The sequence below is a fragment of the Aliiglaciecola sp. SL4 genome, from assembly GCF_041538045.1.
Classification (GTDB): domain Bacteria; phylum Pseudomonadota; class Gammaproteobacteria; order Enterobacterales; family Alteromonadaceae; genus Aliiglaciecola.
The window spans coordinates 115,315-140,273 of the sequence record NZ_JBGOSE010000002.1 but is presented as its reverse complement, the minus strand read 5'-3'; the positions used below and the strand labels follow the sequence as shown (position 1 = coordinate 140,273).

23 protein-coding genes are annotated in these 24,959 nt (G+C 39.1%); 15 read left to right on the top strand and 8 right to left on the bottom strand.

Annotated elements, in window-relative coordinates:
- Positions 1-20: 20 nt before the first annotated feature.
- The 8 genes from AB6T38_RS04280 to AB6T38_RS04245 all read right to left on the bottom strand — a co-directional run bounded on the left by AB6T38_RS04280 (position 21) and on the right by AB6T38_RS04245 (position 9,809).
- Entirely contained in the window at positions 21-2,552 is a 2,532-nt protein-coding gene (locus tag AB6T38_RS04280; RefSeq protein ID WP_372546146.1) for a TonB-dependent receptor plug domain-containing protein, read from the bottom strand.
- Positions 2,553-2,998: 446 nt separating this feature from the next.
- Entirely contained in the window at positions 2,999-3,469 is a 471-nt protein-coding gene (locus AB6T38_RS04275; protein ID WP_372546145.1) for a YchJ family protein, read from the bottom strand.
- A gap of 254 nt (positions 3,470-3,723) precedes the next feature.
- Complete coding sequence (locus tag AB6T38_RS04270; protein ID WP_372546144.1) at positions 3,724-4,104, bottom strand: hypothetical protein; 381 nt, start codon at positions 4,102-4,104, stop codon at positions 3,724-3,726.
- A gap of 63 nt (positions 4,105-4,167) precedes the next feature.
- Positions 4,168-4,791: a protein-methionine-sulfoxide reductase heme-binding subunit MsrQ gene (gene msrQ / locus AB6T38_RS04265; RefSeq protein WP_372546143.1), complete on the bottom strand. Its 624-nt coding sequence runs from the start codon at positions 4,789-4,791 to the stop codon at positions 4,168-4,170.
- Positions 4,792-5,793: a protein-methionine-sulfoxide reductase catalytic subunit MsrP gene (msrP, locus tag AB6T38_RS04260; protein WP_372546142.1), complete on the bottom strand. Its 1,002-nt coding sequence runs from the start codon at positions 5,791-5,793 to the stop codon at positions 4,792-4,794.
- Between the two features lie 94 nt (positions 5,794-5,887).
- Positions 5,888-7,207 carry an anti-phage deoxyguanosine triphosphatase gene (locus tag AB6T38_RS04255; protein ID WP_372546141.1) on the bottom strand — a complete coding sequence of 440 codons (1,320 nt, stop codon included), beginning with the start codon at positions 7,205-7,207 and terminating at the stop codon, positions 5,888-5,890.
- Positions 7,208-7,756: 549 nt separating this feature from the next.
- The gene (gene yfbR, locus AB6T38_RS04250; RefSeq protein WP_372546140.1) at positions 7,757-8,359 is read right to left on the bottom strand and encodes a 5'-deoxynucleotidase; all 603 of its coding nucleotides are present in this window, start codon (positions 8,357-8,359) and stop codon (positions 7,757-7,759) included.
- A 232-nt stretch (positions 8,360-8,591) separates the two neighbouring features.
- Complete coding sequence (locus tag AB6T38_RS04245; RefSeq protein WP_372546139.1) at positions 8,592-9,809, bottom strand: pyridoxal phosphate-dependent aminotransferase; 1,218 nt, start codon at positions 9,807-9,809, stop codon at positions 8,592-8,594.
- A 185-nt stretch (positions 9,810-9,994) separates the two neighbouring features.
- On the opposite strand from AB6T38_RS04245, the gene AB6T38_RS04240 reads away from it, so the two are divergent.
- From AB6T38_RS04240 to AB6T38_RS04170, 15 genes are all read left to right on the top strand, one after another.
- Positions 9,995-10,519 carry a hypothetical protein gene (locus tag AB6T38_RS04240; RefSeq protein WP_372546138.1) on the top strand — a complete coding sequence of 175 codons (525 nt, stop codon included), beginning with the start codon at positions 9,995-9,997 and terminating at the stop codon, positions 10,517-10,519.
- A gap of 236 nt (positions 10,520-10,755) precedes the next feature.
- Positions 10,756-11,550, top strand: a complete 795-nt coding sequence (locus AB6T38_RS04235; protein WP_372546137.1) for a DUF2189 domain-containing protein — start codon at positions 10,756-10,758, stop codon at positions 11,548-11,550.
- 373 nt (positions 11,551-11,923) lie between these two features.
- Complete coding sequence (locus AB6T38_RS04230) at positions 11,924-13,117, top strand: thiamine pyrophosphate-dependent dehydrogenase E1 component subunit alpha (RefSeq protein ID WP_372546136.1); 1,194 nt, start codon at positions 11,924-11,926, stop codon at positions 13,115-13,117.
- Positions 13,110-14,087 (top strand): alpha-ketoacid dehydrogenase subunit beta, encoded by a 978-nt coding sequence (locus tag AB6T38_RS04225; RefSeq protein WP_372546135.1) that lies wholly within the window; start codon positions 13,110-13,112, stop codon positions 14,085-14,087. Before AB6T38_RS04230 ends, AB6T38_RS04225 begins: the two co-directional genes overlap by 8 nt.
- A gap of 14 nt (positions 14,088-14,101) precedes the next feature.
- On the top strand, positions 14,102-15,730 hold the full coding sequence (locus AB6T38_RS04220) for a dihydrolipoyllysine-residue acetyltransferase (RefSeq protein ID WP_372546134.1): 1,629 nt from the start codon (positions 14,102-14,104) through the stop codon (positions 15,728-15,730).
- Between the two features lie 109 nt (positions 15,731-15,839).
- Positions 15,840-16,706: a 23S rRNA (adenine(2030)-N(6))-methyltransferase RlmJ gene (locus AB6T38_RS04215; protein WP_372546133.1), complete on the top strand. Its 867-nt coding sequence runs from the start codon at positions 15,840-15,842 to the stop codon at positions 16,704-16,706.
- Between the two features lie 70 nt (positions 16,707-16,776).
- Positions 16,777-18,609 carry a protein kinase gene (locus tag AB6T38_RS04210; protein ID WP_372546132.1) on the top strand — a complete coding sequence of 611 codons (1,833 nt, stop codon included), beginning with the start codon at positions 16,777-16,779 and terminating at the stop codon, positions 18,607-18,609.
- 19 nt (positions 18,610-18,628) lie between these two features.
- A complete protein-coding gene (locus tag AB6T38_RS04205; protein ID WP_372546131.1) occupies positions 18,629-19,489 on the top strand; it encodes an acyl-CoA thioesterase domain-containing protein in 861 nt (286 codons plus the stop codon).
- A 21-nt stretch (positions 19,490-19,510) separates the two neighbouring features.
- Positions 19,511-20,029, top strand: a complete 519-nt coding sequence (locus AB6T38_RS04200; protein ID WP_372546130.1) for a gamma carbonic anhydrase family protein — start codon at positions 19,511-19,513, stop codon at positions 20,027-20,029.
- 462 nt (positions 20,030-20,491) lie between these two features.
- Complete coding sequence (locus AB6T38_RS04195; RefSeq protein WP_372546129.1) at positions 20,492-21,625, top strand: alanine--glyoxylate aminotransferase family protein; 1,134 nt, start codon at positions 20,492-20,494, stop codon at positions 21,623-21,625.
- Positions 21,626-21,760: 135 nt separating this feature from the next.
- Positions 21,761-22,990: a nucleoside recognition domain-containing protein gene (locus AB6T38_RS04190; protein ID WP_372546128.1), complete on the top strand. Its 1,230-nt coding sequence runs from the start codon at positions 21,761-21,763 to the stop codon at positions 22,988-22,990.
- 40 nt (positions 22,991-23,030) lie between these two features.
- Complete coding sequence (locus AB6T38_RS04185) at positions 23,031-23,288, top strand: DUF3862 domain-containing protein (RefSeq protein WP_372546127.1); 258 nt, start codon at positions 23,031-23,033, stop codon at positions 23,286-23,288.
- Position 23,289: 1 nt separating this feature from the next.
- Entirely contained in the window at positions 23,290-23,973 is a 684-nt protein-coding gene (locus tag AB6T38_RS04180) for an SIMPL domain-containing protein (RefSeq protein ID WP_372546126.1), read from the top strand.
- Positions 23,974-24,186: 213 nt separating this feature from the next.
- Complete coding sequence (locus AB6T38_RS04175; RefSeq protein WP_372546125.1) at positions 24,187-24,657, top strand: GAF domain-containing protein; 471 nt, start codon at positions 24,187-24,189, stop codon at positions 24,655-24,657.
- Complete coding sequence (locus tag AB6T38_RS04170; protein ID WP_348490424.1) at positions 24,654-24,956, top strand: hypothetical protein; 303 nt, start codon at positions 24,654-24,656, stop codon at positions 24,954-24,956. Before AB6T38_RS04175 ends, AB6T38_RS04170 begins: the two co-directional genes overlap by 4 nt.
- The last annotated feature ends 3 nt before the right edge of the window (positions 24,957-24,959 follow it).

The window sequence follows — 24,959 nt, the reverse complement described above, 5'->3', positions numbered from 1 at the left end:
TAAGTGACTGATTTAACCCATTAGAATGTAAATGAAACCTTTCCGTAAACGAAACGACCAGTAAAGCCAAATGGTGAAAAGCCTGAGTAGGGGAACAATCTTGAGAAAGTTCCTACTTCTTCTACCAACGTACGAGTGGTATCAGGATACACATCAAACAAGTTATTCGCGCCTAATGTCAGGGTTAGATTCTCAGAGACATCATAACTTACATCTAAATCAGTAACCCATTTTTCAGGTAACACTTCGTTAGTTGCTGGATCAGTTGATGGCTCTTGGGTCTCACCATATCGAGTCGTGCGCATAGTTGCATGCCAATCATTCATATTCCAAATGGCACTTAGATTAAGTTTAGTTTTTGGCGAGCCAACTTCAAAACGTCTTAACTCAACATCTGAGAACAAGTTATCTTGATCGAAGCCTGCACCAGCTAGCACTGCTGGCGGATCTATGATGTCTGTAACTTCATTTTTGTTGTAGTTAAAACCGGCATTAAAGGCAATATCCCCCCAGTTCTGAATATCAGTGTTATAGGAAACCACTACATCGACACCTGAAGTTTCACTATCAATAGCATTTAAGAAGAAACGTGCACGGTTAGCACCCGTACCTTCTAATAAAGTTTCAATTTCCGCTCCAGATAAGTTATTCGATAACACGATACGATCATCGATCTTAATTTTATAATAATCAACGGACACACTTACATTTGAATCAGGCGACCAGGTAATACCTGCACCATAGTTCAGTGACTCTTCAGCGTCTAAGCCAGGAGAGCCCAAAGCTACAGCTACATCACTGCTAGGAGCAAATGTTCCAGTTTCAGTAGGCTCGCCATCCACAAAGACAGTGGCGATTGATGTGAAGTATTGTTGTTGAAGAGACGGTGCTCTAAAACCTGTGGATATTGAAGCCCGTAGTGCTATATCTTCGGTAAGAGTATAACGAGTCGCCAGTTTACCATTAACAGTAGAACCAAAATCAGAATAATCTTCATAACGCGCCGCTACAGTGACGTTCAAATCATCCGTAACATAAGCTTCTAAGTCCACATATAAACTTATGTTATGACGGCTGTTGTCACCAGCTGATTCAGGGGTAAATCCAGGAAAGACCTGAGAACCTGCTGCGCCATCAAATTCACCTTGGATATAAGATGCTTCTTCACCGGCTTTAATTTCATAACCTTCATGGCGATATTCAGCACCGACCGCAAGGTTAACGCCGCTGGCTAAACCATCAACGTCAATTTCACGACTGAAGTCTAGGTTTAAGGTGAATTGATCATAGATCAAGGTTCCTGCATCAAACTCTGTTTGACTGGTTGGCCCAAGAGAAGCGTTTAAGCTATTGATGACGCCAAATTTAAACTCATCTTCACCATAAACCGCAGATACGTCGTAGTTCCATTTATTCAAATCACCTTTTATACCTGTTGCCAATGAAAAGTCATTGATATCAGAAGTGATGATTGGCAAAAAGCCATCTGAATAGATTGCTTCAATATTACGGCTATCTTGTGCTCTACGATAGAAACCGCCGCCTTCACCTTCACGGGTACTGTATGAACCAAATGCATACAACTCTGCTTCTGCATTTAGGGTAAGACCGGCATTAACGAATACAGCCATATCTTCGACATCACCATTACCAAAGTTATGGTTGTAACGATCCCAAGTGAGTTCACGGGGATCTAAAGAACCATCTTCTAAACGGGCGTAGTTTTCACGGGTATCGTAATCTGAACGATTACTCGCATTGCGGTCACGAAATTCTGCTGAAATATTAAGGAAACCGTCTTCACCTAGTTCTAAACCAATGTTGCCTCTTAATGTAGCAGTTTGACCATCGGTTAATTCTCGATCACCACTTTCTGTAAAGGTAAGGTTACCATCTTCACTGATACCCACATCTTGTAATTCTGGCACGCCATCCATAGTGGTTACGTTGGCACCATAGGTTAGAGAGGCTGAACCGCCACTGTTGGCACTTTTTAAGACAATATTAATCACTCCTGCAATAGCATCAGAACCATATTGCGCTGCAGCACCATCGCGTAAGACTTCAATACGCTCAATGGCATTTGCAGGTATTGCATTCAAATCTACAGCAGAAGAGCCACGACCTGTAGATCCATTTAAGTTAAGTAACGCATTGGAATGACGACGTTTACCGTTTACGAGTACCAAAGTGTGGTCAGGTGCTAAACCTCTTAGTTGAGCAGGTCGTACATGGTCAGTACCATCAGTTAGAGAAGGTTGAGGAAAGTTAAAGCTAGGTAACAAGCTGCCCAAAATCATATTTGTTTCAGTTTGGCCTGTTGTATTCAGCGCATCGGCACCAATAATATCGATGGGAACAGGGCTGTCTTCAACAGTGCGGCCTAAACGACGAGAGCCAATAATGCTGATTTTTTCGACCGATTCAGTGTCTATTTCTGCTGATTGTTGAGAAAGAGCTGGTAAGGAAGTGAAAATTGCGCTTGAAGCACTCATCATTAAAGCGACTTTTAACCAATGTTCTTTGGCTTTAAAAATAGCAGTTTTTTTCATATATGTTGTATCCTGATGTTAATGTGAAATAACCCCGCGTAGTGTTTTGATATTTTTCAGTTTTATGAGAATCAAATGATTATTTTAGCGGAGGTTGCTTTTGATCTTAGACGGTTAAAATTTATCTGCAAATACTAATCGCAGATAACGCCTGGAACAGATATATTTCATCTATTATTCTTACAAATTTTCAATAAATATCAATTAAAAAATAACAAAATCAGATAGATAAGATATAAGTAAGAATGATAAGACTGGAGTTGATTTAACAAATTCATTACTGTTGCAGGTATTATATTTTACCAAATTCAGATAGTTAGAATGGTTAGTAATCTAACCCTAAAAGCCCATTTAATAAGGGCTAAGACGGTGAAGACTATAATCGTTTAGGGTAAAAATAGTTAACTAAAAGCAACTATCTTTTTATTGGGTTAAATGAAGTTTTATTAATTTAAGCAGCATTTTTTGTATTTTTTACCGCTACCGCAAGGACATTGATCGTTTCGATTTGGTGTAAATGCCCCCGTGTCTTTTACAATACTGCCATCCTCGTAGACCCATAGTTCATTTTCTAACTTAAAGTTTGATACCTCATGAAGTAAATAAAAGCAACTATCTACTCGAGAGTAAGCTTTAAATTCAACGGTGTTTACATTAGGGCAGTCAACAATTTCCAAGGATAACCATTGAGTGCCGTTATCTCCTTGTTGAAGTTCTTTGGCCGATAGGTTTTGACGAGAACTAGCCGCGTAGGTATCCAAAATATACTGGTAGTTCTTTTTTACATAGGCGCTGAATCGAGAGCGCATTAATTGTTCTGCGCTAACAGGAGAATTTGTTCTGGAAATAAATGGCCCACAACAGTCTGCGAAGGACTTGTTACTGCAACAGGGACATGGATGGTTATTACGCTGCATCGTTTAACTTACTCTAGAATATTCATCTGCGGTAAATCTAATCTAGAATTAAACAACAAACAATAGAGCAATAGAAACTCTACTATAGTCACTCGAACTTTGTCTAAAAACTATGAGTTATTTTATTGATTACTTTAACCCTTAAACTCAGGTTTGCATTCCTTTTCCCCTAAGCTTGAATTATTGAACTATGATTTTTGCCCAACGGTAATCGAAATTACACCAAGGTTGAATTAGTCTTTACTATAAAAAGTTTAGTGCCAGGGACCGATGATCAAATTATCAGGTAAAGTGCCATCTAAGGTTAAATTTATCAGAGTGATAAAGTTTTGCTCACAAAGAGATTTGATTTTAGCCGTTCGAATATCATCAATGGGCAAGTCTTCTACGAATAATGCTGAACATTGCCCCCCAAGAATAATTTTCTCAAGCCAGCTAAACAATACTTCTTGAGATGGTTTGTTTAACTTAATCGCTTTTTCAAATTTACCTGCATAGCTCACCCGGTCAGAAATTAGATACATCCATTTAGCATCAGATAATCCATTAAGCCCATAATGTGCTTTATAGTTTTGATAATGCAATTGATTGTGATTGGGTAAACATGTTTGTTGATTTAAATCTACCTGTGCCATGAACTTGCCTCTATAGTGTATTTTTATACAGTGGTTGTATACACAGTAGTACTGTATATCTGTTCATGCAAGTGTTTTTTTACATTTTTTAACCAATTGTGTCAGTTTTTGCTTTCTAAAAAATAATAAAATAAGCAGTAAAGCCCAATAAATAGTGGGTTGAAGGATATCTGACTTAACTGACCAAATATAATGCAGAGCGATTAAAATTCCAGCAAGGTAGACAAAATTATGTAGATTTTGCCAAGTTCTTCCCAGTTTACGTTGTGCCCATACAGTGGATGTTGCAGCCAGTAGCAGTAAAATAACAAAAGCAAAAAAACCAACGGTGATATAGGGCCGCTTAACAATTTCCGATATCAATAGTTGCCAAGCAAGTTGAAGCTCAAAAAGTATATAACTAAGGAAATGCGCCAAAGCATAGACAAATGCATATAGACCAAGCAATCGTCGCACTCTAACCAAAGCAGCTAATTTAAATCGCCTTGCTAAGGGCGTAACCAGAAGAGAAATTAACAGCAAGTTGAATGCACTGATGCCAGTAAAATGCAGAATCTCTTTAACGGGATCACCGCCAAGTTGATCTATGGATCCTTGGTAAAAAAACCAAACTAACGGCAGGGCTGCAGATAAATGAATGATTACTTTTAGCCAAAATAGGCGTCTGTTAGTTAATCTTATCTTCATTTAAAAGTAGCGCCTCAAATCCATGCCTTTATATAAGTCGGCGACTTCATCGTATCCATTAAAGGGAAGTGTCGGAACACGGGATTGATTAAAAAGGCCACCACTGGTGATGCGCCTTTCACTGGCTTGACTCAAACGCGGATGAGAAACAGCCGGATTTACATTTGCGTAAAAACCGTATTCGTTTGCCGCTAATTTCTGCCATGTAGTGGGAGGTTGTTTATCGGTTAATTTAATACGCACTATGGACTTGATGCTCTTAAACCCGTATTTCCATGGCACCACAAGTCTGATGGGAGCACCATTTTGTGGAGGTAAGGTTTCACCATATAAACCAACGGACATTAACGTTAAAGGGTGTAGTGCTTCATCCATACGTAACCCTTCAACATAAGGATAGTCAATTCCTCCACCAATTAAGCGACTTTTCTGGCCTGGCATTTGTTTTGGATCATCTAAGGTTTCAAACGCGACGTATTTAGCTGAACTAAGGGGACTGGCTTTTTTGATTAAACTTGCCAGCGGAAAGCCAATCCATGGAATAACCATTGACCAAGCTTCTACACATCTAAGGCGGTAGATCCTTTCTTCAAGTGGAAATAATTTAGTGAGATCATCATAGTCTAAGGTAATGGGCTTCTCGACCAAACCATCAATGACCAATTTCCATGGTTCAACTTTGAATTTTTGCGCGTTTTCCTTGGGATCGGATTTAGCCGTGCCAAACTCATAGAAGTTGTTGTGGGAAGTGACTTTATCAATGGGTGTAAGAGTTTCTTGGGTACTAAACTGAGACGACTTGGTGAATGACAAAGGCGTCGTTTTAAATAATTCGTCATCATCTGAAAACCAACTTATTGCGCGTACAGGTTGACTAGCGAGTAGGGCACTGGTGCCTAAGAACCCCATTGCTTTAAGCATATTTCGACGCTGCTGATAGACAGCTTTGGGGGTTACCTGACTTTCTAATTCATCACTCTTTTTTGGGGTTTTTATTAACATTATTAATCCAATAAATTCTAAGAACGCTGCACTTATACGTATAGAAAGATGAATTGGACAAAAAGTTGCAATCTTTTAGTAATAAACCATAAAACTAACCACTAAATTGATCATTAATGTTGCCGGATTTTGGTAAAAACAACGTACTGTATAGTTTCGAAGCAAAGCCATCTGTCATGCCAGAAATATAATCTGCAATAACTCGATTTCCATTATTTTCTAATTCAGCAGCACGCCATCTAATTCGAGTATTTTCAGGTAAAAGCCGCGCAGGATCTGACTCAATCGCTTCAAAAATCTCCATTACTATTTGTTGGCCTTTATACTCTATCAATTGAATGTCTGGTTTACGGATAACACGATTGAATACAAATGTTTTAAATAACCCTAAGGCTTGATGACAAGACGTAGGAAAGGCTGCATCGTAACGTAACAAGGGTTCATCAAAGTGTTCAGTTTTTTCAACAATTTCTATTGATGTAATAAAAACATTTACCAAAGCACCGATGGCGTCTTTACGTTGATGATGATATTCGCTAAAAAGTTTGTCGGTAATAGCCTCAATATTTTTAGATAATGCAAAATCCGTTAGATTTTTAATTTTTGCAGTCACTTCTTGTTGGAACTGATCACGATGAATAATTCCCATAACGATGGCATCTTCAAGGTCATGAATACCGTAAGCAATGTCATCAGCTAATTCCATAATAGAACAATCAAAGGTTTTGAATCGCGTTTTACTATGTTTATCATCAAACTGATTAAAACCAACGAATTTATTTTTATCATTATCTGATAGAGGCTCTAACAGCCAGCTCAACATTTCTGAGTCGCATTTATAAAGACCTTTCGGTGGATGCCATAAGTCTGCTTTAACTTGGCGGTGAGGTACTTGGTCTGTTGCAATACTATGATTGGTGAGGGTATCGATAAAATTTGGGTACTTAACCAATCCCAACATAGTTCGACGGCTTAAGTTCATACCATGCTCTAAGGTATAGGGTTCTAGTTTTCCAACAATTCGAAAGGTTTGGCCGTTTCCTTCAAAACCACCGTGTTGATACATCTTATAATGCAATGCCACTTCCCCTCCATGACCAAAGGGCGGATGACCTATATCGTGGGCTAAACAAAGGGCTTCTATGAGTTGTTCATTTACTTCAAGTTGCTCGGTTAGTTGTGGATACTTATTGCGTAACTGTGAAGTAATACCATGTCCAATTTGTGATGCTTCTAAGGAGTGAGTTAAGCGAGTGCGGTAAAAATCACTCATACCTACACCTAAAACTTGGGTTTTAGCTTGTAAACGCCTAAACGCAGCAGAATGTAAAATTCTCGCTTTATCACGTTGGTAAGGATTTCGGTGATCCCCAGTACGAATAGATTGATTTGATTCTCTTCTTTGGGTCCACATCTACATTATCCTACCTATTTAATTGGTTTTTAAAATTAGTGATCAACGACATTTCTCATGTTTGTTTTTGCATTAAATATACTTTGATGCAGTGCTGAAAAATCTTGAATCGATCTTTTTAAATCAAAGCGTTAGGAATAAATTAACTTATTTATAGAGTCTTGTCACTTGCGTAATTATGGGGGCGAAGGGAAACATTCAATTTTATGTTTGCGCATATTCAACTATGTTTAAATTATGTTGTGGAGCGTATAAAATTTTTCCAGACCCTTTAACCACTTCGACTTGGCTAAGTGAGGATGAAGGCGTTGCATTATGGTTTACTTCGAGCTTTTCAATTTCTCTTGTTGAGTTATCTTCAGCGTAGGTAACATTAGATGTTACTAAGAACGAAGTCAGTATCGCCGTACTGATTAGGCTTGATAAGAGGATGGGATTAGATTTTAAGTTGAATTTATATTAACAACAACTAGCAAATACATAAGAGACTTAACAATATACAGTTTAAGTCTCTTATTTTTAGCCAGTTTGTAAGGAAGCTATAAGAGCTTATAATTGTGCTTCTGACAATTTATCTAGGGTAGTGGTACAACTATCTAAAAATATTTCTACAAAACAAGCTACTTCAGGCATGGTTACAATGAGTTCTTCAATGGTTTTATCTAATTTATCTTTCACATGCAAGAATTCATCGTTGTGAAAACGCAGTTCATTCATGGTTTTTACATAGGCTTGTAAAATGTCTGCGGCTTTAACTATCGCTTTATATTCAGGGTCTACTTCAGATTGAACTAACAATGGCTCCATTTCACTGCGCAAATCTTCAGGCAGGGTAGATAAACACTCTTTTTCAGCTAAATCTTCCAGCATCTTAAATGCTTTCGTAAACTCAGGATTATGGTACTTTGTGTTGGTATTTATATCCTGCAATTTGGTTTCAGAGACTTCGTGGTAAAGAGCCAAGGTAGCGGCTCTTTCTGGATTTAACTTACCATTAAATCGCTTATTTTTTATTACTGCTAATAAGTGAGCAATAACCGCCACTTGGTGACAATGCTCTGAAACATTCTCTTTTTGAAAACAATGCATTAATGCCCATCGTTCGAGTAATGGCATTCTAATGATCCATGCCATAAATGTACTTTGGTTCATACTTAAGACCTTTGATTTTATGAAATATTTATCATTTTAGATTGAAGGGAAAGGCTTTTACTTACCGTTTATTCTTTACCGATTAATGTAAAGAATACCAATATCAGCTACTGGTGTGAATGATACATGGATGTGGTCACTATTTGCTGATTTTGTGCCCAAATCAGCAAATAAAGCCCTTGTTTAATGAATGAGAGTGTTGAAAATAGCACTCTCATTTAGAGTAATGCAATTAAACCTGTCTGTAGTACGAGAAGAAGTTACCAATACGTTTAATCGCGGTTTCTAATTCGTCCTTGTGAGGTAGAAAAACCAATCTGAAATAACAGCCATCTTTAAAGTTAAACGCCTTTCCGTGAACAAGCAAAATCTTTTCTTTGGTCAATAAGTCCAAAATCATTTGTTCGTCATTGGTTATATTGAATTTTTCAGCGTCTACTTTAGCGAAGCAGTACATGGCCCCTTTGGGTACCACACAACTTATGCCTTCGATGTCATTTAGCATTTTAGTGGCTAAATCACGTTGAATTTTTAAACGGCCACCGTCGACAATTAAATCATTAATACTTTGATAGCCGCCCAATGCAGTTTGAATTGCATGTTGGCAGGGGACATTGGCACACATGCGCATGGATGCCAGCATATTAATGCCGTCTATATAATTTTTGGCAATTAATTTATTACCACTAACCAATAGCCAACCAGCCCTAAAGCCCGCGATTCTATAGTTTTTTGACAAGCCACTTAAGGTAATAAAAAACAAATCATCGGCCATGGCCGCTATACAATTGTGCTGAGCATCGTCGTATAAAATCTTGTCGTAAATTTCATCACTAAACACAACTAAATTGAACTCTCTGGCAACGTCAATGATGTCTTGGAGTACTTCTTTGCTGTATACCGCACCAGTCGGGTTGTTTGGATTAATGAGTACGATGGCTTTGGTATTACTGGTTATCTTACTGCGAATATCGGCTATATCTGGAAACCAATCTGCCTGTTCAACGCACTTATAGTGTACCGGCGTACCAGAGGACAAGCTGACCGCTGCAGTCCACAGAGGGTAATCGGGGCTGGGGATCAATACTTCGTCACCATTGTTTAACAACGCTTGCATGGCCATAACGATTAATTCGCTTACGCCATTACCAATGAATACATCATCAACTAAAATGTTTTTAATGTTCTGTTGTTGGTAGTACTGCATTACTGCAACACGGGCAGCGTAAATACCGCTGGCATCAGAATAGCCTTGGGCAGTAGGCAAGTTATGAATAACGTCTTTTAAAATATCTTCTGGTGCGGCAAATCCAAATGGGGCGGGGTTACCAATATTAAGTTTGAGGATACGATGTCCTTCATCTTCCATTTTTTTGGCAGCATCGAGGATTGGTCCTCGAATGTCGTAACACACGCCCTCTAATTTGTTGGATTTGTTGATTATTTTCATGAATACCTACACCTTAATTTGATAACACAGAATAATACAGCCAAGGGGGTGGTGTTAAGGGGGAATTCATAATTATTTTTATATATCACTCATGTTTTTTTGCATAACATCTGTTTACAAACTTTATATTGCCTAATTTAAATAGATCTTGCAGGCTTAAGGAGTAGTCTTCATAGGAAAACGACATGCCTGTACCTTTGTTATGGTTAGGGGCTGGAATAGCCGCTTTATATGCTGGCGATAAACTTCAGCAATCAAATAAAATTAAACGCCAATACGTAAAACATTACCCTGGTGAAGATGATTCATTAGTTAGTGTTCAAGACGGCTCTATTGTCTGTTGTGGCATTTTTGGTGTATTTGAACATACTGGGATTTGGGTTGACGGTAATATTATTGAATTAAAAGGAAACGGTTTAATTCGCGGAATTTCTCCTGAGCGCTTCTTAACTAAAAGAAGTGGAACTCGCATACATGTATTATGTGATGCTTCAGGCGCACCGCTAATCTCTCCCCACGCTGCAGCAACTGCAGTCGCTAATCTATACAATTATAGTGACTACGATCTGATTAAAAACAATTGTCATCGTTTTGTATTTAAATGTGTATCTAACTCAGAACAATCCATTACGAGCTTTTCTGACCTTAATCTAGCCCTTTTTCGCTATTTTGCTAGCCCCTTGAGTTGGTGTCTAGCCGATATTCATTAACCCTTAAATACATTCAGTTTAATTATTAATCTACTTTTACTTTCAAGTTGTTAATTTTATGTTAATAATAAGAATGTTCTAAGTCGGCATCTTAAGCGCTGTTCTGTTAACTCAAGTGAATAATAATTCAGCGGAAAAATGGCAAACTTTCATTGCTTACTTATACTAATTGATATGTCTTATTTGAATTATAACTGTGTTTCCACCCGATTCGATTTAAAGTTAGGGAGTTATGTATGTCACAGCATTTCCAAGAAGAACCTCATAATGCAATAACTGATAGTAGTATTGCCCGAGTTATTCCTTGCAAAGAGTTAGCATTAACCGATCCTTTTAAGTGGCTCGCATTAGGATTTAGAGATCTATTACGAGCACCTATTTTAACGGTTTTCTTTGGCGTGTTTTTCGCGTTAATTCCTTGGTTGATAACCTATTTAGTTGCACTCACTGGTTGGCATTTAGTTATTTTACCTGCCATGGTGTGTTTTATGTTAATCGGCCCTTTTTTAGCCGCCGCTTTATATGATATTAGCTGGGAATTTGGTAAGGGCCATAAACCGACTTTATGGCATGCGGTAAAAGCAGTGAAACGAAATGCCGTGAATGAATGGGGGTTTGGCATATTGCTTATGGTATTGATGATATTTTGGTTGCGTGTCGCATCAATGATCCATGCATTATATCCATCTTACTTAGGAGATAACTTGGAAGAGTTATTGCCATTCCTAGTTTTAGGTACAGTCGTTGGCGCAGTATTTACTGGCATCGTATTTTTACTCAGTGCCTTTACCCAACCAATATTAATGGAACGTAAGGTAGATTTGGCCACTGCCGTGTTAACGAGCGTAAACGCTGTATGGCTGAATAAAGGTGCAATGTTTGTTTGGGCAATGATTATCTTTGTCGCAGTGGTCATTGGCTTTTTAACGGGGTTTGTTGGATTTGTATTACTAATGCCATTAATTGGATATGCCACATGGCATGGGTACATTGAAACCATAGAGACTAAACGGGAACGTAAGTTTGAGTAAACAAACTTAAGTCGAATCTATATAGCAAGGGTCTAATGATTAGACCCTTTTTTATTTCTAGTATGAACTCAGATCCTAAAATTTTTAACTCGTGTTGAAACTCAATCATTTTCCAGCAACTTCCACGACCACAACTTCCAGTCTTTTAATTAGTTAACAAAAGAAATTAGTCCAAACATTCTCTTGCTGGTGAATAAAGGGATTCAGGTTAATTAATAATTAGGATAGACATCCTAATATGAATGGTCTTATTAGAATGCTTCTGTCTTATGTGCATTTTGCACAATTCATTTTCGCAACACATCTCCTTTAAATGTGAACTAAAATTAACATATTGATAACAGTTTATTTAACTCACAAAATAGGTTTTTTGATGAAAGACAGAAATCATCTTTCCGATATTGGGATGGTCCATCAGGTTCAAATGATCACCAATGGATTAGTTGACATCCCCATGTTGCAATTATTGTCACCTGATGGTGTTGAGCATGACCATGAGCAGTGCCCCGAGTTAAGCCAAGAAGTATCTGAAAAAATCTTAAAAACTATGCATTACATTAGGATTTTAGATGAACGAATGATTGCCGCTCAACGACAAGGACGGATCAGTTTTTATTTAGCCTGTACCGGTGAAGAAGCCGCAACTATTGGTAGCGCAGCGGCTTTAGAGCCCCAAGATATGATTTTATCTCAATACCGAGAACAAGGTTCATTAGCGTATCGTGGGTATACAACCAAACAATTTATGGATCAGATGTTTAGTAATCAAAAAGATCCTAATAAAGGTCGTCAAATGCCCATTCACTACGGTGATAAGGATCTTAACTTTATGACCATTTCATCTCCCTTAGGGACACAAATTCCCCAAGCCTCAGGTTATGCTTATGGTCAAAAAATGGCTGGTTTGGATGCGTTAACTATATGCTATTTTGGGGAAGGAGCCGCATCTGAGGGCGATTTTCACGCAGGGCTTAATATGGCCGCTGTTTTACATTGCCCGGTGATTTTCCTGTGCCGCAATAATGGTTACGCCATTTCTACCCCAGCAGAAGAACAATTTGCCGGAGATGGCATTGCATCTCGTGGTATCGGCTACGGAGTTAGAACGATCCGCGTCGATGGCAATGACGTTTTAGCCGTTTATGCAGCAACTAAACAGGCACGAGAGACTGCACTGAAAGAAAATTGCCCGGTATTAATTGAAGCCATGACCTATCGCCTTGCTGCTCATTCAACTTCAGATGATCCCAGTGGGTATCGCTCTAAAGAAGAAGAAGCTAAATGGAAATTAAAAGATCCATTGTTACGTTTCGAGAAATGGATGAAAAGTAAAGGTTGGCTGGATGAAGAGGCAATCAAACAATTTGCCACTGAATCTCGTCAAGAAGTATTGCAAACTCTAAAGCAAGTTGAAAAGGAACCCGTAAATAACATTGATGATATTATTGAAGATGTTTATGACACCCCTCCATGGCACTTAAAAGAACAATTGCAATCATTAAAGCAACATATTCGTCAGTACCCAGATGCCTATCCTAAGACTTCAGGGAGAATTAAAAATGATTAAAATGAACATGTTACAAGCGGTAAATAATGCACTAATCACAGCTATGGAAGCAGATAAAACAGCCATGGTATTTGGTGAGGACGTAGGGCATTTTGGGGGGGTATTTAGGGCCACGAGCAATTTACAAGAAAAGTTTGGTAATGGCCGTTGTTTCAATACGCCGTTAACTGAACAGGGCATCATCGGGTTTGCCAATGGTTTAGCATCACAGGGGTCAACTGCCATCGCAGAGATCCAGTTTGCTGATTATATATTTCCCGCGTTTGATCAGATCGTCAATGAAACTGCTAAATTTCGATATCGTTCCGGCGGTCAATTTAGCTGCGGTAGTTTGACCATCAGAACACCATATGGTGGTGGTATTGCTGGTGGCCATTATCACTCACAATCACCAGAGGCTTTTTTCGCTCATATTCCAGGCATGAAAATCGTTATTCCTCGCAATCCATATCAAGCTAAGGGTCTGTTATTGGCCTCTATTCGCGACGACAATCCGGTGCTATTTATGGAGCCCAAACGTTTATACCGCGCATCAGTGGGGGAAGTACCAGAAGAAGATTACGAATTGACTCTAGGTAAAGCGGAGTTGGTTAAAAGCGGGACTGACATCACGTTACTGGCGTGGGGAGCGCAGGTAGAAGTTTTGCAAAAATCGGCAGAAATGGCAGAAGGTGATGGCATCTCCTGTGAAATCATCGATTTACGTAGCATTTTACCTTGGGACGTAGAAACCGTTTGTGGATCTGTTGTGAAAACGGGGCGACTGTTAATTAACCACGAAGCACCTCAAACCGGAGGTTTTGCCAGTGAAATTGCCGCCACTGTTCAAGACAAATGTTTTTTAAATCTAGAATCACCCATAACACGAGTCTGTGGCTTAGATACGCCTTATCCGTTGTCACACGAAAAGGAATATATGCCGGATCATTTAAAAACCTATGAAGCCATCAAACGCTCAGTCAATTATTAATCAGGAGAAATAAGATGCAAGACTTTATATTGCCTGATATTGGCGAAGGAATAGTAGAATGTGAACTCCTTGAGTGGTTGGTAAAAGAAGGGGACTTGATCGAAGAAGATCAGCCCGTTGCCGAAGTCATGACCGATAAAGCAACCGTGCAAATTCCAGCAATGCACTCAGGAAAAGTGAGTAAGCTATATTACAAAGCAGGTGAAGTGGCAAAAGTCCATGAACCTTTATTTGCATTAGATGGCAATCTTGACGATCAGCCAAAAGCCCATGGAACTTCTGAGGATGCACCTTCTGACAAATCAAAGACCAGTGAGCCTATTCTTGAGGAAGAAGAGACCAAACTGAGTCAAACGCCATCAGCCGATGATGCCGCTTCCAGTGAAGCTTTGGATTTTATTTTGCCAGATATTGGTGAAGGCATAGTCGAATGTGAAATCGTTAAATGGCTGGTTGAAGAAGGTGAAAAAGTGACTGAAGATCAAGCCGTGGTCGAAGTGATGACAGACAAAGCATTGGTTGAAATCCCAGCCAAATACACTGGGGTAATAAGTCAACTTTATTATCATCAAGGGGAAGTGGCTAAAGTCCATAGCCCTTTGTATTCACTGATCACCTCTGAAGAAGCAGGCCCGAAGTCAGGACAACAGAAAACTGCCGAAGAGGTGAGCCATCAACCTCAAGTAAGCCAACAGCGCTCGCCTGAGCAAAAATCAATTAACAAAAAGGCACTAGCCAGCCCAGCTGTCCGTCGCCTAGCCAGAGAAAATAATTTAGATATTACTTGCGTATTAGGAAGCGGTAAAAAAGGGCGCGTGTTAAAACAAGATATTGCCGCTCACTTAGATAAATCTCAGCAAACTGACTCTGCCAATCAGGTAGCGACAAATCATAACCTCAATGAAAATCCTAGAACACAAAGTAAAGATCTAGATAACCATAATACAGTTGAACCTATTCGTGGAATTAAAGCCATTATGGCCAAACAAATGACGGATTCTGTTTTCAGTATTCCCCATTTTAGTGTCAGTGATGAAATAGAAATGGATAAGTTAATGGATGTGCGCCGGGATCTTAAACAGGAGTTTGAAGATAAGGGCACTAAATTAAGTTTGATGCCATTTTTCATTAAATCTCTGTCTTTGGCTTTAAAACAGTACCCAATCATTAATAGCCAGGTGAACCCTGAGTGTACTGAAATAACCTATATCAAAACCCATAATATTGGCATTGCAGTTGATTCAAAGGTAGGTTTGTTGGTGCCCAATATAAAAGGTGTAGAAAACCTTTCCTTGTTTGAGATTGCTCAAGAAGTGGAACGTTTAGTAGGGTTAGCCAGACAGGGGAAACTGTCTAATCAGGACTTAAAGGGCGGTACTATTAGTATATCCAATGTTGGCGTGATTGGCGGTACCACAGCAACGCCGGTGATCAATAAACCTGAAAGTGCCATTGTCGCTCTAGGTAAAATTCAGCGACTTCCACGATTTGATCAAAATGACAATGTCGTTCCGGTCAATATCATGCATATCAGTTGGTCTGGGGATCACCGCATCATTGATGGTGCCACTATGCTGAAATTTAGTAACTTGTGGAAATCCTATCTGGAAAACCCCATCAGTATGCTAACTGAGTTAAGTTAAGGTATGTGCTGCCATATAGTTTTATATGGCAGTTTTTGATTAAACCTTGGTGGCATTGCCTTATTTAAGTATCATTAGCTGATGTCCAGTTATAAAAGTAACTATTGAAATGTTAAGTTATCGCCACAGTTTTCATGCAGGCAATCATGCAGATGTGTTAAAGCATATTACCCAAATGTTGATCATCAAAAAACTTAAAAACAAACCCAAGCCAGCCATCTATATTGATACCCATAGCGGAGCGGGTTTGTATGAACTAGCTGGTGAAGAAGCACAAAAAACCCTAGAGTTTAAGACTGGTATAACGGCAATCCAGAAATATCAATCAGAGCAACAGGATATTGCAGACTATCAGCAGCTCACCAATGAATTTATTGCAAATAATCAATATCCTGGTTCGCCGTTAATTGCCGCTAATATGCTCCGTGAACAAGACAAAATGGTTTGCATGGAGTTGCACAATACTGAAATTGATAACTTACGAGACAATTTGTCTGACTTTGGTAGTTCAGCCACTATTGCTGTACATCATCGTGACGGATATGAAGGTTTGTTGGCCATATTACCGCCAGTTCCAGCAAGAGGCTTAGTGCTGATAGATCCTTCCTATGAAGTGGCTAGCGAATATGAACAGGTTGTGCAGACTTTGACTAAAGGGATTAAAAAGTGGTCCGTTGGCATTTTTGCTATTTGGTATCCGCTGTTATCCAATCGCGCCGGTAAAAAGGCTGGATTAAGCGAAAAAATGTGCCAAGAAATTGCGCAACTTGACTGTAAAAGTGTATTGAATGTTGTTATGCATGTTACTGAAAATGAAGGTGACGCCGGTATGTATGGTTCGGGGTTAATTATCGTCAACGCGCCTTGGCAATTGGACACTGATTTAGATGAATTGCTACCTGGATTAGTGAATCACATTAGTGCGGACAAAGCCCATGGCAAAGGGTATGTCGAGTGGTTGAAAAAGGCTGAATAGCCTTTTTTATGATCAAGAGCTAAATAATATGGGCTTATAAAACTAGGCTATTGAATCAAGGCCAACTGAAATGACTGTTGCAGATCTCAAACATTTTTATATTCCAGACGAACAATCTGTTTATCTTTTGTCCCACAAAGACGCACAAAAATTAAAGGAATGGATTAAGTTATGTAAAGAGCAACTAGAGCTGCTTGGTTACAGTGATATTGAATTGATAGGTAAAGGTGCCTTCGGTTTTGCATTTGCCGGTAGTGATCCTCGACAGAACCAATTGGTTTTTAAATTCTCCCGTATTAACCTGCCACAACACGTTCAGGAACAGTTAGAAGACGAAGCTTATATGCTAAGTCAGGTAGAACATCCTCATGTGCCTTCTTTAATTGAATTTCAACGCATTAAAAAACAAGCCATTTTGGTTATGGAAAGGGCAAAGGGAGTTGACCTTGAAGTCTATTCCCTACAAAAAGGGCCGTTGTCAGCTAGACTCATAACCAAAATAGCCGCTCAACTTTGTGACATCTTATTATTTCTACGACAGCATCAAGAGCAGGGCACCAACAAACCCATAGTGCATGGTGATATTAAACCTTCAAACATCGTATTCGACGCACAAACTGAATCAATCGGGTTAATTGATTGGGGCTCCAGTGTGTTTGCACAAATGGATCATCAAGGCCAATATATCGCAAACAATGTGATGGATCTCATGTCCAGTGATCTGCAACAAACTAACGCTCGTCTTGGCGACGTCTATTTCATTGGCGATGAACAGTTAAACGGAGAGCTATCTAGCCCCAGATTCGATGAGCAGGGCTTAGCGAGTACACTTTATGCATTGGCGTCAGGTCAATCAAGTCGCTTTGGAAGACATATTATTACGCCCAATTCCCTAGGGTTACCCAAAGAGTTATCAGAAGTATTAACCGCAATGTTAAGTGACGAGCCGGAAAAACGCCGATTAGGCGGCGACTATTTTATGAAAAATATGAAGTTCATGAAAAACGTGGTTTTCGCTGATAAGGATATTGATGAACACCTTGCGCTTATTCCAACTTGGAGTTTTGCTAAGAAAAAGGAAATTGATACTGTTGTTTATAGTTCTAGACGCTCTTTCTTGAAACTTGAAAATAGCGATATTAGCTCGGATCTACATTACGTCAATGATGCACAGTTTGAACGATATTATAAAAATTACATGCAAGGGATGGGCGAAACCGAAAAAGCCTTTATATCAGCGGTAGGCAGGTTAGGTAAATACCCAGTTGTGGGCGGTTTAGTGGTTCGGTGGCAACCTGAAGGGGTGTATATAGACTCTAGTTTAAATTTATACGATCCGACCTTAAAACGGTCTTTTGATGTGTCAGTCAATAATGTGATTACCTTAGCGCGAGCAATTCACCGTGTGGGTGTGTTTAAAAGCTGTATGTTTAACGCACGCGATACCTTACATATTGAACGTGATAACGAAAATTTACCTTATCAAGCTGAGAATAACATGCAGATTCCTTATGAACTCAGTCATACTTCGATAACGGAGGATCAAAGTCGCAACCATTCTTATTTTGAGGACGGCGAAGATCCAGATGAACTTTTAGCTCTACCTGATAAAATGATGGAGATCATTCATCAGTTAAATCGTATTCATCATACGGGGTGCATAATATTTGAAGCACTGCCATCTAATTTAAAAATCCACAGTTATTACACCTTACTTGACCACAGTATGGAAAATGAATTTAGGGCATTATTAAAGCGGATTATTCAGTTAGTTTCAGAAATTAAAGGCTTAGGGATTTCAGGATTTATGAAATTGCCGTATAAAGACACTCGTTATTTCGAACATGCTTCGGGTTTACCAGAAAAGTTTTATCCTAAAAAACTAAAAATACAACAGCGCTAAAATTAACGGGGAGTAGTACATGGCAGAAGTGACATTAAAGTCATTATTGCAATTAGAGAAAATTGAAAACACTTTGTACCGGGGGCAAAGTTGGGATCTCGGCTTCCGCGCGCTATTTGGCGGTCAGGTAATGGGTCAAGCATTAGCCGCTGCCCACAATACCTTACCAGAGGGTCGAGTCTCCCATTCATTTCACTCCTATTTTTTATTGCCGGGTGATGCTAACCATCCAGTAATTTATGAAGTGGAAAATGTCAGGGACGGTAGAAGTTTCTCTACTCGGCGGGTAAAGGCCATTCAAAATGGCAGAAACATTTTCTACTTAACGGCTTCTTTCCAAACACCTGAAAAAGGCTTAGAGCATCAATATGCGGATATGCCAGATGTACCGCCACCAGAAGAAATTAAATCAGATATAACTTTTTTTGAAAGTACATTGGACAAAATTTCAGAACGAATGCAAGAAGCCATTAGTTATCACAAACCGATAGATAGCAGAACTGTGCAAACTATCGATCCACTGCAACCGGTTAAATCAGAGCCCAAACGATATATATGGATGCGCGCCCAAGAATTGGTTGCGGAGAATTTAAATTTAAACCACGCCATGCTGGCGTACGCGTCAGACTATCATTTTCTGGGTACCTGTTTGCAGCCCCACGGTATTTCGGTGAGAAATAAGCAGCTTAGAATGGCTACCATAGATCACTCTATGTGGTTCCACCATCCGTTTAAATTTGATGAATGGTTATTGTACGTAGCAGAAAGTCCATTTACTGGTGGTGTGCGTGGTTTAGTTCGTGGTCAATTTTTCAATCAGCAAGGCGTTCTAGTAGCGTCAACTATGCAAGAAGGATTGATGCGACAAGTTGATAAATAACAGTACAATAGGAGAGTTGATGTGATTTATTCATTAGGAGAACGCAAAGCCGTGGTGGCTGATAGTGTCTTTGTTGCGCCAGGAAGCCATGTTATTGGCTCGGTGAACTTAGGTGAAAATAGCAGTGTTTGGTTTAACGTGGTAATTCGCGGTGACTGCGATGATATAACCGTAGGCCCAGACACAAATATCCAAGATGGTTCGGTATTACACACCGATTATGGAGTGCCGCTAGTTTTGGGTAAAGGGGTTACCGTTGGGCATAAGGTGATGTTGCACGGCTGTCAAATAGGTGATTACAGTTTAATTGGTATTAATGCGGTAGTGCTAAATGGTGCTAAAATAGGGCGTTATTGCTTGATTGGCGCAAACAGTTTGGTGACCGAAAATATGGAGATACCCGACGGCTCTGTAGTTATGGGCAGCCCTGCCAAAGTTGTAAAAACCCTGAGTGATAAGCAACAGGCTATGCTAAAAGGTTCTGCTGACCATTATGTAAAAAATGCCAAACATTATATGAGCGAGTTACTGGCTGAATAATGTCGTCACTTTCCTTAAAAAAGGCCCGGTACCATTTCTAGTGCCGGGCTTAGGGGAATGGCTCTGGTAAAGAGCCTTGCGCTAACTAAACTTCTTCAGGGAGAAGTCTTCAAAAATCAAAATAATTGATTTGAATATTTAGTTTAGAACAACTTTGCTCAAAATTTAAACATATTTGAGATTAAATTTAAAAATGACGTAATATCAGTCACCTAGTTATTACATATTACTAAAATATAAATGATCTTAGTGATTTCGTCACATCTTATACAGTTCTTGTGTACAGGTTATCCACAGCGCTTAATTGCAACAAATTCATTATTTTTGACTTAATTGAATAGTAATTTGAAAAATGCTGAATGAAAATTACATTCTTTTTGTGAATGTTGGATATGCTGATCTTGTTGTTTAGCCAATCAACTGTAACACTATATTCGTTTTAACCTAATGAGAATGTAATTTATGACTTCAACTGCTACATCATTTATCCCGACGGTTCGTACTCTCATGGGGCCTGGACCTTCAGATGTTGATCCAAAAATACTGACGGCCCTTTCTAGACCAACAATTGGTCATTTAGATCCACAGTTTATCGATTTAATGGATGAGATTAAAACTCTCCTGCAATATGCATTTCAAACCAAGAATCAATTAACTATGCCGGTTTCAGCACCAGGTTCCGCCGGTATGGAAGCCTGCTTTGCTAACTTAGTAGAGCCAGGTGACAAAGTCATTGTCTGCCAAAATGGTGTTTTTGGCGGCCGCATGAAAGAGAATGTAATTCGTTGCGGTGGTACAGCTGTGTTGGTGGAAGATGAGTGGGGAAAACCTACAGATATTCAAAAACTTGAACAAGCTTTAGAAGAAAATAAAGACACTAAGATTGTCGCATTTGTACATGCAGAAACCTCTACAGGGGTTAAAAATGATGCTGAAGCCTTATGTAAACTGGCTAAAAAGTACAACTGTTTAACCTTAGTGGATGCTGTGACGTCATTAGGCGGCTGTGAATTACGCGTCGATGACTGGCAAATTGATGCTATCTATTCAGGGACACAAAAATGTTTATCCTGCGTTCCTGGCTTATCGCCTGTTTCCTTCAGTCAGTTAGCAATTGATGCTATTAAGGCAAGAAAAACACCTATCCAAAGTTGGTTCTTAGATATGGAACTGGTGATGGGATATTGGGGTAAAGGAGCTAAACGCGCTTACCACCATACCGCACCTGTTAACAGTTTGTATGCGCTGCACGAATCCCTAGTTATTTTAAAAGAAGAAGGGTTAGAAGCTGCATGGCAACGCCATCAAGAAATGCACAATAAGCTAAAAGAAGGCCTTGAAGCACTCGGATTAGAATTTATTGTTGAAGAAAAATATCGTCTTCCGCAATTAAATACAGTACGGATCCCTGACGGCGTTGATGATGCTAAGGTAAGACAAACCTTACTAAATGACTACAATTTAGAAATCGGCGCTGGACTCGGTTCTTTAGCGGGTAAAGTGTGGAGAATCGGTCTAATGGGTTATGGTTCAAATTTAAAAAATGTGAATTACTGTATTGATAGTTTAAAAGCTGTTTTAAATTCAAATAAATAATTCTATAAAAAATTCCCCCTCACTAATTATTACTACGAACAAGTCCTGTTTATTGTTAATCGATAAACAGGATTTTCTCACATCATATTGATTCTATGGTAGTTTACTCTCAAACAGTCAACACCTTAAGTAATTATGTTACATAGAATTTGGTTAGCATTCATTTTGTCGGCATTTATCGCCACACTCTGGCAAGTATTCTTTAATGACCATATAGGTAGTTTTAAAGACGTAATGGATGCGATCTATTCAATGGCCAAATTAAGCGTTGATATTTCCATTGGTTTAATCGGTGTATTGGCATTTTGGTTAGGAATCTTTCAAGTCGCTGAGCGTTCTGGTTTAGTTTCTAAATTATCTATTGTGTTAGAACCACTGTTGTGTCGATTAATGCCTGAAATTCCCAAGGGGCATCCCGCCATAGGAAGTATTACGATGAACATATCAGCCAATGTCTTGGGATTGGATAACGCAGCTACGCCTTTCGGTATAAAGGCAATGCAAGATATGCAAAGTCTGAATACATCAAAAGCCAGTCTTACTAATGCACAAATCATATTTTTAGTCATGAATACTTCGTCTGTGACATTATTTCCAATCGCAGTATTTTTGTATCGAGCAGAGCAGGGTGCAGTCAACCCTACGGATGTGTTTATACCCATTTTGTTATCGACATTTGCCTCGACCATGGTTGGCTTGTTAGTGACCTCTTGGGTACAAAAGATAAATCTATTTAACCGTGTGATTTTTCTTTATGCCGCCGCGGTTATTTCAATATTAGCAGCGGTAATTATTTATTTTTCCTCACTGACAGCACAGCAAATGTCGACGCAATCATCCATTGTAGCCAATAGCTTGCTACTAACTTTTATTGTCATAGTGTTAAGTGTGGGGGCTTTCAAAAAACTAAATTGTTATGAATTGTTTGTTGAAGGGGCAAAAAAAGGTTTTAAATTAGCTATTTCACTTATTCCTTATTTAATTGCTATGTTATTTGCTATTGGTATGCTTAGAGCCAGCGGATTATTGGACATGTTGATGGGGGTCATGGCCAGTGGCGTAAACTTTATTGGGATAGATAATCGCTTTGTTGATGCTATACCCAATGCATTAATGAAACCTTTGAGCGGTTCTGGTGCCAGAGCATTAATGATTGAAACCATGCAACACCATGGCGCGGACTCTTTTGCCGGTCGTCTTGCTTCAGTATTGCAAGGTTCAACAGAAACTACGTTTTACATTCTCGCCGTATACTTAGGGGCTGTGGGAATTAAGCATAGTCGTTATGCCGTGGCCTGTTGCCTCGCTGCAGATCTCGCAGGAATTATTACGGCAATTATAGTGGCTTATTGGTTTTTTGGTTAAACTAACAGCTGAACAACTTACATTTTTGAAAGGTAAAGATATGTTGCGAAAAATAATCATGTTTTCAGGTATTAGCATTTTGCTAGCAGGGTGTTCAAAAGTAACCTTAGAAAACTACGATAGAGTTGAGATGGGGATGATAAAATCAGATGTAGAGATGATTTTAGGTAAAGCGGATAATTGCGAGGCCGTTATTGGTACCCATTCATGCATCTGGGGTAATGAAGAAGAAAAGTATATTAAAGTCAGCTTCATTATGGATAGAGCGGCAGTTATCACCAAAAAAGGATTAGATTAAAATGCGTATACTACTTGTTGGTATTTTATTACTAAATAGTTTTGTTTTATCCGCCCATGAATCTCGTAGTGATATCATCACAGTGAGGGGGCAAGGGAGCATTTTCCAAGCACCTGATATTTTAAAATTTACCATTGCCGTTGAAGAAAAGGGTGATAATTCGTCAGTCTTAAATGGCCTAGTAAATGCGAAAACTGATAAAATATTATCGGTACTGAGTAAACACAAAGTGGCGCAACAAGATATTCAAGCCATGTCCTTAAGCTTATATCCTTGGTATGAACGTGAAAGACAATCAAACATTCAAAAAGGCTTTGTGTTTAGTCGCAATATCAATGTGACATTGCGGAAGTTTGAAAACTACCCAGCAATTTTAGAAGAGTTGTTTACTTTGAAGGTAAACAGAATCGATGGATTTCGCTATGAAGTCGAAGATCAACAACAAGCTTACCTTAACGCCTTAGAGGCAGCTATCTCTGATGGTCACGAGCGGGCTAAACATTTAGCAAAGAACTTAAAGATTAAATTAGGCAATGTGATAAATGTTGAGGAAACATCGAGTTATCAACCAACTCCGCAGCCTTCTGCGCGCTCACTTTCTGTATTTAATGAAGCAGCGCAGTATTTACCTGGTCTAAATGAAATAAATGCAAGTGTAACTTTGTCTTTTAAAATTAAGGAATAACCTCCTTAGGGGATAACTAGCAGATCAAAATATATCGCTATTTCCAGCCAAATTTTGCAGAGATTGAGACCCCTTAATCTCTGCAAAGATCATTTCCGAAGGTCTTTAAAACATAAATCGTAAAAAAACCGCTGAAATTCTAGTGATTGAAGGTTAAAATCCTTTTTATATATCGACTCGTCGCAAATATAGGTTAATAACCCGAAGGTAAAGATGTCTACAGATCAAGAAAAAGCTGAATTTTATCAAAGCCTTGCAAAACAAGCTGAAGCTCTCATAGAAGATGAGCGTAACTTAATTGCTAATTTAGCAAATTTGAGTGCGTTAATATTTATGAGTTTAGAGGACATAAATTGGGCTGGATTCTATTTAGTAGACGGTGAAGAATTGGTATTAGGTCCGTTTCAAGGAAAACCTGCTTGTATTCGAATTCCAATGGGAGCGGGCGTTTGCGGCAATGCTGCTAAAAATCGAACGACTCAGATCGTTTCTGACGTTCATCAGTTTGAAGGGCATATTGCTTGTGATGCTGCAAGCAACTCAGAAATTGTGATCCCCATTTTGTCAGGGAGACGACTAATCGGAGTGTTAGATATAGATAGTCCATCAATAGCACGTTTTGATTCTATCGATGGCTTGGGATTACAAAAAATGGTTGATTTGCTGCAAGAGACGATAGTGTGAAAAGTCTTGTAGATGTTCATGTTGTTTTGGCGACGCCAGCTGATCTTGAAAATTGGGATGACGAAGCTGAAGAAGCAGCTGAACGATTAAACACGATTTTACACATGGCTTATGATCTTGCAGATGAAGACATAGACACAAGCCGTTTAGAAAAAATACTACATCATATATGGGTAAACTGGCATGAAGACAGTTACCTCTTGGAAATCGACGACGCGGATTTGCACGACTGGGTTGACCAACTGTTGGCAACTTGGGATGATGCAGAACACGATGAAGATTATGAACAAAATTATTAATTA